The following is an 8,241-nucleotide window of genomic DNA, read 5'->3' as shown; positions in this document are numbered from 1 at the left end:
GACTGGCCCGCCCGCCGTGCGTACGACTGTGCCTGGCAGCGCGCCCTGTACGACGCCGGATACGCGGGGCTGCACTGGCCGGCCGACGCCGGCGGCCAAGGCGCCACCCCAGCACGACACTTGGCCTTCCTGGAGGAGGCCGAGCTGGCCGGTGCTCCCTATGTGGGCGCCAACTTCGTCGGCCTGCTGCACGCCGGGCCCACCATCGCCGCCGAGGGAACCGCCGCGCAGCGGGCCCGCTGGCTGCCGCCCATCCTGCGCGGCGAGGAGATCTGGTGCCAGGGCTTCTCCGAGCCCGAGGCGGGCTCGGACCTCGCCTCCCTGCGCACCCGCGCCGTCCGCGACGGTGACGCCTATGTCGTCACCGGCAGCAAGATCTGGACCTCGCACGCTCAGGTCGCCGACTGGTGCGAGCTCCTCGTCCGCACCGAACCCGCCGCCCCCCGGCATCGTGGCATCACCTGGCTCGCCCTGCCCATGGACACCCCCGGGGTGACCGTCCGGCCCCTGCGGACCCTCGCCGGGTCCGACGAGTTCGCCGAGGTGTTCCTCGACGGCGCGCGGGTGCCGGTCGCCAACCGGGTCGGCGCGGAGAACGACGGGTGGCGCGTCAGCATGGTCACCCTCGCCTTCGAACGCGGCACCGCCTTCGCGGGCGAGGTCGTCGCCTGCCGCCGCACCCTCCGCCGTCTCGCCCGCGCCGCCCGTGCCAACGGCCGCTGGCACGACACCGCGCTCCGTCGCCGCCTGGGCCGCCTGAACGCCGAGTTCACCGCCCTCTGGCGGCTCATCCAGTGGAACGCCGCCGAGGCCGGGCACACCACGCCCACCGGCAACGGCGCGGTCCCCGGCGCGAGCGGATCGGTCTTCAAACTCCGCTACTCCGACGCCCGCCAGGAGCTCTACGAGGTGGCCGCCGACGTCCTCGGCCCGGACTCCCTCGACGCCGACCACACGTGGACGGCCGACCGTCTCTCGTCGCTCTCCTACACGATCGCCGCGGGCACCTCCCAGATCCAGCGCACCATCGTCGCCGAGCGCGTCCTCGGCCTGCCCAGGGCCAGGTGACCCCGTCCATGGACTTCCGGCTGGCCGACGACCAACGCGCCCTCCAGGACGCCATGTTCGCCCTCATCGCCGCGCACTTCCCCCGCGACCGTCTACGGGCCCTGGTGGACGGCCCCGCCCGCCCCGCCGACGCTGTGGGCCGTGATGGTACTGACGGCACTGGAGGTGCCGGAGGCGCCGGAGACACAGGAGGCTCTGGCGTCCCCGGTAGTCCTGGCGGCCACGGCAGTCCCGGGGCGGCTTCCGCCGGGCCGGACCCGGGGCTGTGGCGGGCCCTCGGCGACGCCGGGTTCTTCGCGCTGCGCCTGCCCGAGAAGAGCGGCGGTACAGGCCTCGGCCTGCCGGACGCCGTACTGCTCTTCGAGGCGGCGGGCCGGGCCCTGCTGCCCGGACCGCTGGTCGCCACCCACCTCGCCGCCGGGCTCGTCCCCGGCGCCGCCGAGGGCACCCGGACCGTCACCGCCCTGAGCGGGCCCGGCCCGGCGGAACATCTCGCGTCCGCCGATGCCGTCCTGCTCCTCGACGGCCCCGTCGCCCGCGTCCTGCACACGGAACCGGGCCAGGCGCCGCATGCCCTGCACGCCCGCCCCTTCCGCTCCGTCGACCCCACGACACCCCTGCACCACGTGGACGAGCTGCCACCTCCCCGGCGCACCGCGCCTCCGGGCCGGGCGTCCTCGGTGCCTCCGCTCCCGGGCACGGTGTCCGTGGGGCCGGCGCCCGCGGTGCTCGCGTCCGCGGGGCCGGTGGACCTGCCCGCCGAGGCTGCCCGGCTGAGCCGCGAAGCCGTGCTGCTCACCGCGGCCCAGCAGCTCGGCGGCGCCCGGGCCACCCTCGACCTGGCCGTCGCCCATGCCCGGCGCCGCGTCCAGTTCGGCCGCCCGATCGGCGCCTTCCAGGCCGTCCAACACCTCTGTGCCCGCATGCTCGTACGCGCCGACCTGGCCCGCGCGAGCCTCTATGCCGCGTCACTCACGGAGACCCCCGCCGAGATCGCCGGAGCCAAGCTGCTCGCGGACCGTGCAGCCATCCGCAATGCTCGTGACTGTCTGCAAGTGCACGGTGGCCTGGGCTTCACTTGGGAGACCGATATCCATCTGCATCTCAAACGTGCCTGGGTGCGGGCCGAACAGTGGCAATCGACCGAAGAATCGGAGGAACTCCTTGCGAATGAGCTGCTCATGAACGGTGCCGAAGAAAATGCACCAGATGTTTGGAGGGGTGTCCTGGGCAGTGAAAATACCCCGCCGTAATCGACATGGGTGAAATGCCGGTCATGTCATACATAACAGTTCACAGAGTGTCGATATCAGGCTGTGTCCGGTGCGTTACTCGTGACAGGGTGGAGTCGGCCTCACCCTCGGGTACTCTCCCTTGGATGCGAGTGGTTCAGAGGCGCGGCAAGCCGGGTGTTACCCCTGGGGCGATGCCGGGCGGGGAAAAGTCTGGCGCTCGTGTCGGAATGGGGCCCGTCGCCCCCCGATGTTCGAGTCTCCGCAGCGCGCGTCGCACAGTATGTAGTACGCATACTCCTTTGCGCCGGAATATGCCCGAAGCGCTTGTTGAGGTGACTGAGCGTCAACCATGCTGTCTCGGACTGGGATCACGTTCCGTGACCCCTCGGAGACGCGAGGCGTTGTGTCCGCCGGTACGGATGGTGTGAGCGGTGCAGGTGCTTCAGATGCAGATGGAGGTCCGGGCCGATCCCGCGGAGGTGGGGCGGGCCCGCAAGTGGGCGAGGTCCCGACTCGCCGGTTCCGGAATAGGCGTCGACGAGCCCCTGGCGGAGACGCTGATCCTGCTGATCTCGGAACTCGTCACCAACGCCGTCGTGCACACCGGCTGCCCGGCCGTGCTGCGGATGCTGTTCCCGGATTCCGGGGGCGCCTCCGGAGTCGCCGGGGGGTGCGCGGGCACCGTCCGCGTCGAGGTGGCCGACATCAGTGCCCGCCCCCCGCGCCCCCGCCGCGCCGAGGGCGACGACACCGGCGGCAGGGGCCTGGAGCTGGTCGATGGCCTGGCCGACCGCTGGGGCTGGCAGCCCGAGGGGGCGGGCAAGCGCATCTGGTGTGAAGTCGACCGCCGACGGGCGTCATGGGTCGGCGCTTTCGAGTCACCGTGCGCTGTCACAAATCGGGCTTAGTCGACAAAGTCCAGACCAGGTGTTGACGTGAAGTGTCCACGTGATCACCCTTGGACGCAGCGCGATTCGTTGCGAGGGGACGTCGAGGAGCCCGTTCGTACGGGGCTGCCTCGGCGAGTGCGGGTCGCGGTCCGGCGCGCACAGGGCTGAGGCGCCGGAGCCGGCGGCGGCGTGTGGTGCCGTGCTCGGGGCGCGCATCGACGCGCCGCCGCCCGCCCTTTCTTGGGCCTGTGGATGGTTGCGTCTGCTGGCGGTGCGTCTTGCGCTGCGTGCGCGACTGCGGCCCGGTGAGGGCTGGTCGCGCCCACGCGGCGGAGCCGCACATCGATACAGCCCCGCGCCCTTGAAAAGCCGCCTGCGAGCTCGGTCACCTCTGCCCGTCCGGCGGGTCCGGGCGCGTTGTGGTTGCTCGCACAGTTCCCCGCGCCCCTTTTGAGGTCGGCTGCGGGTGCTCGTGTTGTCGGGCGGGACGCCGCGAAGCCGTGCGCGTCAGAGGATTGCCACCGGGGCCACCGGAGCGCCTGTGGCGCCCGTGAACGGCTCCGGCGTGGCGGAGAGCAGGAACGCGTAACGCCCCTCCTCCGCGCAGGCCGTCGACAGTTCCTCCAGATTCCAGTTCTGGCCCTGTGGCATTCCCATCTCGACGAGGGTGAGCGCGTGCACCGGCAGCCACAGGTCTTCTCTTTCCGGTGGGAAGACCTCGAACGTCAGCGTGTCGTTGGCGACTGCCGCCACATTCCGGGTGTGGAACCACTCGGGCGCGTGGAACGACAGCCCGGGCGACGGGTACGTGTACGCCTGCCGGTCGCCCGCCAGATACAGCCGTATCTGGCCCGTCCGCACCAGCACGATGTCCCCGGGCCGGACCGTGACCCGGCCCAGCTCCTCCGCCGCGGCCAGGTCCTCCGGGCCGACGGCATGCCCGGGCGCGAGTCGCTCCACCCCGTGCGCCCGGGCCACGTCGAGCAACACCCCTCGCGAGACGACGTGCCGCATCTTCTCGATGCCGTGACAGGTGGCGCCGTCGTGCACCGTGATCGAATCCGCCGGGCGACCGTTGTAGATCCTGCCGCCGTACGAGACGTGGGCGAGCCCGTCCCAGTGCGTCCCCGCCTGGAGGCCCATGGTCACGACGTCGTCGCTCGTGGCGACCGTGTCGGGCCCGAACAACTCCCTGTTGACCGCCACCATGGTGTGCAGGGGATTGACCCTGCCCGGGATCGCTCCTGTCTGGATTCCCTCCTGGCGCAGCGGCACCGCCAGCGGGATCCGGCGGCCCGTTCGCACCTCCGCGGCCGCGTCGCGCACGACCGCGTCCGTGATCAGATTGAGGGTTCCCCGCTCGTCCGCCACGCCCCAGCGGCCCCAGTTGTTGACGCGCTCGGCCATCTCGTGGAATTCCGGCGCCAGTGTCATGGGCGTCCTCCCGGATCGGGTCCCTGTCGGGTCTTGTGTCTGCGCCCGCTCTGCTCAAAAATCTAACGGCCCGTCAGGAATCGGGAAGGGGTGCCGCATGGGTGGCTTCTTGGTCGGCAAAGCGATCGCCGTCACCGGTGCCGGACGCGGTATCGGCAGAGCCGTCGCCCTCGCCTGCGCGGCCGAGGGGGCAGGCGTCGTCGTCAACGACTACGGCGTCTCCGTCGACGGGAGCGCGCCGACGAGCGACGTGGCCACCGCTGTCGCCGAGGAGATCGAAGCGACGGGTGGCCGGGCTGTCGCCCTCGCCGACGACGTGTCCACCATGGCGGGCGGCGCCCGGGTCGTCGACGCCGCGCTGTCCCGCTACGGACGGCTCGACGGCGTGGTGTGCGTCGCCGGCATCCTCCGCGAACGCATGCTGTTCAACATGACCGAGGAGGAGTGGGACCCGGTCCTCGCCACCCACCTCAAGGGCACCTTCACCGTCTTCCGCGCCGCCTCCGCGGTCATGCGCCGCCAGGGGCACGGCACGCTCATCGGCTTCACCAGCGGCAACCACCAGGGCAGTGTGTCCCAGGCGAACTACTCGGCCGCCAAGGGCGGAGTCATCTCCCTCGTCCGCAGCGCCGCCCTGGGTCTGCGGAAGTACGGTGTCACCGCCAACTGTGTGGCCCCGGTGGCCCGTACACGGATGTCCGCCAAGGTGCCCGTGGCGCTGGCGGAGATCGGCGACCCCGAGGACGTCGCCGCCATGGTGGTCTATCTCCTCGGCGAACAGGCCCGCGCCCAGGGTGTCACCGGACAGGTCTACACCGTCGCCGGTCCCAAGATCGCGGTGTGGGCGCAGCCGCGCGAACTCCGCGCCGCCTACACGGACGGCACCTGGACCCCGCAGAAGATCGCCGAAATCCTCCCGGGCAGCGTCGGCACCGACCCGATGCCTCTGCTCGCCGCACAGCCCACCGCCACGGACCCCTCCATGGCCTTCCCTGCCACTGCCGCCGGGGGCTGGCCCGCTGCTGCCGGTCCCGGACAGCAAGCCGCCACCACCCCTGCGCCCAAGGGGACTTCTGGCGCCTCTGATACCACTGCCGCCTCCGCCTCCGCCTCCGCCTCCGCCTCCGTCGCCGAAAGCGCCGCCGAGGGCGTCCCCGGAGGCGGCCGTGCCGCCGAGGGGCGCGGCGGCCTCTGACCCGACGGTGTCCCGGGGTACCGGCAGACCCCCGTCGGCCCGCCACGGACGGAACGCGTACCGCACGCGCACGGAACCACGCCGTGAAAGTGAAGGAGGCACGCCGTGGACTTCGCATTCGGGCCCGAGGACGAGGCGTTCCGCGCAGAGGCGCGCGGCTGGCTCACCGAGCATCTCGGCCACGGCCCCGCTCCCGCCCCTGGCCACGGACCCGGCCCCCGTGCCTGGGAACGTGAACTCGGAGCCGCGGGCTGGATCGGCCTCGGCTGGGACACCTCCCACGGCACCTACGGCAACCGCACCGCGAGCCTCGCCGGGCAGGTCGTGTGGGCCGAGGAGTACGCCCGCGCCCAAGCGCCCGCCCGTCTGGGGCACATGGGGGAGAACCTCCTCGCCCCCACCCTCCTCGCCCACGGCACCGCGGCCCAGCGCGACAGATTCCTTCCCGCGATCGCCCGTGGTGAGGAACTCTGGTGCCAGGGCTACAGCGAACCCGGCGCGGGCTCGGACCTCGCCGCCGTCCGCACCTCCGCCGTGCTCACCGGCGACGGCACCTACCGGATCGACGGGCACAAGCTCTGGACCTCCTCCGCCCACGAGGCCGACTGGTGCTTCCTGCTGGCCCGCACCACCGAGGGCTCCCGTCGGCACCATGGGCTCTCCCTCCTGCTCGTGCCGATGGACCAGCCCGGCAGGATCGCGGTGCGGCCGATCCGCGACATGTCGGGGGCCGCCGACTTCAACGAGGTGTTCCTGGACGGCGCCGCGGCCCGTGCCGAGCACCTCGTCGGCGGGGAGGGCAACGGCTGGCGGGTCGCCATGGACCTCCTCGGCAGGGAACGGGGCGTGGCCACCCTCGCCCAGCAGATCGGTTTCGCCGCCGAACTCGCCTCCGTCATCCGCCTCGCGGTGGAGGCCGGAGCCGCAGCGGAACCGGTACTGCGTGACCGGCTCGTACGGCACTGGGCTCACCTGCAGACCATGCGCTGGAACGCCCTGCGCACCCTGGGGACGGCCGGTGACCCCGGGGCCCCGAGCGTCGCCAAGCTCCTCTGGGGCCGCTGGCACCAGGGGCTCGGCGAGCTGGCGATGCAGATCCGCGGCCCGGCCGCCACCCTGGGCCCGGACGCCTGGAGCGAGCGACGGCCCTACGAACTCGACTCCCTGCAACGCCTCTTCCTCTTCTCCCGAGCCGACACCGTCTACGGCGGATCGGACGAGATCCAGCGCACTGTCATCGCCGAGCGCGTGCTCGGCCTGCCGAAGGAGCCGCGTCCATGACGTCGTACGGGCTGTGGATCGACGGCTCCTGGCACACGCCGGAAAAAGGGCACTATCCAGTTGTCAATCCGGCGACCGAGAAGGTCGTCGGGGAGGCCCCGGAGGCGACTTCCGCCGAAGTCGCCCGAGCCGTGGCCTCCGCGCGGGCCGCGCAAGACGGCTGGTCCCGCACACCACCGCGCCGACGCGCGGCCGTGCTGGACCGGATCGCGGATCTGATCGAGGAACACGGGCAGGCACTGCTGCCCCTGATCCAGGCGGAGACGGGCGCGACGCAGCGTGTCACCACCACCCTGCAACTGCCCCCGGCGGTCGAGCGTTTCCGCCGCTACGCGCGGGGAGCCGTCGAGCCGGACGTCCTCCCGCTCGCACCCTGTCCTGTGAAGGGGACGCCACTGGCCCCCGGTGCCCTGATGGGCGCCGCCGCGGTACGGCGCCCGGTGGGTGTCGTCGGCTGCATCACCTCCTACAACTTCCCGGTCGTGAACCTCGCGGGCAAGGTCGCGCCCGCACTGGCCATGGGGAACGCGGTCGTCGTCAAACCGGCGCCGCAGGACCCACTGGGCTGCCTCGCGCTCGGCCCGATCCTCAGGGAAGCCGGCCTCCCGGACGGTGTGTTCAACATCGTCACGGGCTCGAGCCCTGACACGGGCGAGGCGCTGGTGGCCCACCCCGGCGTCGACATGGTCAGCTTCACCGGGTCCAGCGCTGTGGGAAAGAAGATCGCCGAGTCCGCGGGGAGGTCGATGAAGCGCACCCTGATGGAACTGGGTGGCAAGGGAGCGGCCATCGTCCTGGGGGATGCCGACGGGAAAGTGCTCAAGTCGGTCATTGGGGCGGTCGGTTCGGTCTGGTCCTTCCACAGCGGGCAGATCTGCACGGCGCCGACCCGGGTGCTCGTCCACCGTTCGCTGTACGAGCAGGTCGTCACCGGTCTTCAACACTACGCGCGGACACTCAAGATCGGTAAGCCTGTGGATAACTCCACCGCCGTGGGTCCGGTGATCTCCGCCGCGCATCGTGACCGCGTCGAGGCGTACATCGCCGGGGCCCGGGACCAGGGCGCGCGCATCGCCGTCGGCGGCACCCGGCCCGACCTCGCCCCCGGCTTCTACGTCGCCCCCACCCTCGTCACCGA

At 71.9% G+C, this 8,241-nt stretch carries 6 protein-coding genes and 1 pseudogene; 6 read left to right on the top strand and 1 reads right to left on the bottom strand.

Annotated elements, in window-relative coordinates; all coding sequences use genetic code 11:
• The 3 genes from K6I34_RS26005 to K6I34_RS25995 form a co-directional block, all read left to right on the top strand.
• Window positions 1-1,068: acyl-CoA dehydrogenase family protein (locus K6I34_RS26005; RefSeq protein WP_229329099.1), on the top strand; the 1,068-nt coding region annotated here is incomplete at its 5' end.
• A gap of 8 nt (window positions 1,069-1,076) precedes the next feature.
• Window positions 1,077-2,321, top strand: coding sequence for an acyl-CoA dehydrogenase family protein (locus K6I34_RS26000; protein ID WP_229329091.1), 1,245 nt, complete (start codon window positions 1,077-1,079; stop codon window positions 2,319-2,321).
• Window positions 2,322-2,734: 413 nt separating this feature from the next.
• Window positions 2,735-3,211, top strand: a complete 477-nt coding sequence (locus K6I34_RS25995; protein WP_229329088.1) for an ATP-binding protein — start codon at window positions 2,735-2,737, stop codon at window positions 3,209-3,211.
• 489 nt (window positions 3,212-3,700) lie between these two features.
• Here K6I34_RS25995 and K6I34_RS25990 read toward each other — a convergent pair whose 3' ends face one another.
• On the bottom strand, window positions 3,701-4,627 hold the full coding sequence (locus K6I34_RS25990) for a cyclase family protein (protein ID WP_229329078.1): 927 nt from the start codon (window positions 4,625-4,627) through the stop codon (window positions 3,701-3,703).
• Window positions 4,628-4,724: 97 nt separating this feature from the next.
• Between K6I34_RS25990 and K6I34_RS25985 the strand changes: the two are divergent.
• From K6I34_RS25985 to K6I34_RS25975, 3 genes and pseudogenes are all read left to right on the top strand, one after another.
• Window positions 4,725-5,582, top strand: a pseudogene (locus tag K6I34_RS25985) (SDR family oxidoreductase); the annotation flags it as partial.
• A 345-nt stretch (window positions 5,583-5,927) separates the two neighbouring features.
• Complete coding sequence (locus K6I34_RS25980; RefSeq protein ID WP_229329076.1) at window positions 5,928-7,103, top strand: acyl-CoA dehydrogenase family protein; 1,176 nt, start codon at window positions 5,928-5,930, stop codon at window positions 7,101-7,103.
• A partial coding sequence (locus K6I34_RS25975; protein WP_229329074.1) for an aldehyde dehydrogenase occupies window positions 7,100-8,241 on the top strand: 1,142 nt, incomplete at its 3' end. The genes K6I34_RS25980 and K6I34_RS25975, both read left to right, overlap by 4 nt.

The organism is Streptomyces sp. UNOC14_S4, from assembly GCF_020740835.1.
In the GTDB taxonomy this organism is placed as follows: domain Bacteria; phylum Actinomycetota; class Actinomycetes; order Streptomycetales; family Streptomycetaceae; genus Streptomyces.
Note: the sequence above shows the minus strand (reverse complement) of the source record. Positions and strands in the feature narration are given on the sequence as shown.